Raw genomic sequence first — 1,950 nt, forward strand, 5'->3', positions numbered from 1 at the left:
AATATAAATATGAATATAAATATGAATATAAATATGAATATAAATATGAACATGAATGTGGAAATATAAATATGAATTATAATAATTATTTTATTGTTTTTATTAACGGGAGGAATTAATGTCTAAAGGCGGGAATTATCTGTTTACTTCTGAGTCAGTCACTGAAGGTCATCCTGATAAGATGTGCGACCAGATAAGTGATGCTATCCTGGATGCCATAATTAGTGATGATAAAAAAGCAAGAGTTGCGGTGGAAACTCTTGTAAAAACCGGTCTGATTGTAATTGCTGGAGAAATAACAACTAAAACTTATGTGGAAATACCTGATATAGTAAGAGATGTTGTCAAAGATATCGGCTATACAAGAGCAAAGTACGGCTTTGATGCCGATACATGCGGTGTTGTTGTGACAGTCGGCAAGCAATCCAATGATATAAATATGGGCGTCTCAAAAGCTTTTGAAGCAAAGATTGGCAATGGGTATAATGATGAGCTTGATCTTCAGGGTGCCGGGGACCAGGGTATGATGTTTGGATTTGCATGTAATGAAACACCGGAATATATGCCGCTTCCAATTCAGCTTGCACACAAACTTGCCCAGCGTCTTGCCGAGGTAAGAAAATCAGGCATGATACCTTATCTTCGCCCTGACGGAAAAACACAGGTAACAATTCGCTACGATGCCTGGAAGCCTGTAAAGGTCGATACAATAGTTGTTTCAACACAGCACAAACCTGAAATAGACATTGAAAGCCAGATAGCTCCGGACATGAAAGAGTTTGTAATCAAGCCCATTATTCCTGAAGAGTATCTGGATGATTATAAAATATTTGTAAATCCTACCGGTTCATTTGTTACCGGGGGTCCAATGGGGGATTCCGGACTGACCGGAAGAAAAATAATAGTGGATACTTACGGAGGCATGGCAAGACATGGAGGCGGTGCTTTTTCAGGCAAGGATCCTTCAAAAGTTGACAGATCTGCTGCTTATGCTGCAAGGCATGTAGCAAAGAATCTTGTTGCAGCAGGGGCTGCTGACAAAATAGAAGTACAGATTGCATATGCCATAGGAGTTGCTCATCCTGTTTCAGTAATGGTTGAAACTTATAATACTGAAAAAGCGGACAGGTCAAAAATTGAAGAATGTGTTAAAGAAATATTTGACCTCAGACCTGCAGCAATAATAAAAAATCTTGATCTTTTAAGGCCGATATACAGAAAGACAGCTTCCTACGGACATTTCGGAAGAAATGACAGAGATTTTACCTGGGAAAGACTGGATAAGGTTGAAGATGTTAAAAATTATCTCGGCCTTTAATTGAAAATATTATTTTCGGTATAATTAATAAAAAATGAAGGTAAGGTATGCTGAAGTTTATTTGAATATAAGAACTTCCGAAATTGATTCTGCCTTTGATTATATAATACCTGAAAATATTCAGAATGATGTTAAAAAAGGGTCTGTTGTAATTGTTCCTTTTGGCAAAAAAACGCTAAAAGGAATAGTTTCCAGAATAAAAAATCACTCTTCCTTTGATTCAGAAAAAATAAAAGCAGTAAAAGGTGTTTTTGCTGATTATAATATCGGCAGAGAACAGATAAAGCTTGCTCACTGGATGTCATATTATTATATTGGTTCCATGGGAAATGCATTAAGGCTGTTTATGCCCCCCGGGTTTAATTTTAAAGAAACAAAAAAAATACCTGCCTTAAAAAAAAAGAAAATATATAAATTATCTCAATTTACGGAAAATCCTGAAATCTATCTGAAATCAAGGCCATCGCAAAAGAAAATAATTGAATTTCTTGAGAATGTGCCCCAGTCGGAGAAAGAGGAACTTTTAAGAAAAACAGGTTCAAATCCATGGTCGCTGAATCAGCTTTTAAAAAAAGGATACATATCTGAACAATCCTTAACTGTAAAAAAAGATTTCAGTTATGATGATTATC

2 protein-coding genes are annotated in these 1,950 nt (G+C 35.9%); both read left to right on the plus strand.

Annotation, left to right across the window (positions count from 1 at the left end; all coding sequences use genetic code 11):
• Nucleotides 1–118 precede the first annotated feature (118 nt).
• Nucleotides 119–1,318 (plus strand): methionine adenosyltransferase, encoded by a 1,200-nt coding sequence (locus GXZ93_03180; GenBank protein HHT78786.1) that lies wholly within the window; start codon nt 119–121, stop codon nt 1,316–1,318.
• 61 nt (nt 1,319–1,379) lie between these two features.
• Nucleotides 1,380–1,950 (plus strand): hypothetical protein (locus tag GXZ93_03185; GenBank protein ID HHT78787.1); only part of this gene is annotated, 571 nt, incomplete at its 3' end.

The organism is Actinomycetota bacterium, assembly GCA_012837825.1.
Lineage (GTDB): Bacteria > Actinomycetota > Humimicrobiia > Humimicrobiales > Humimicrobiaceae > Humimicrobium.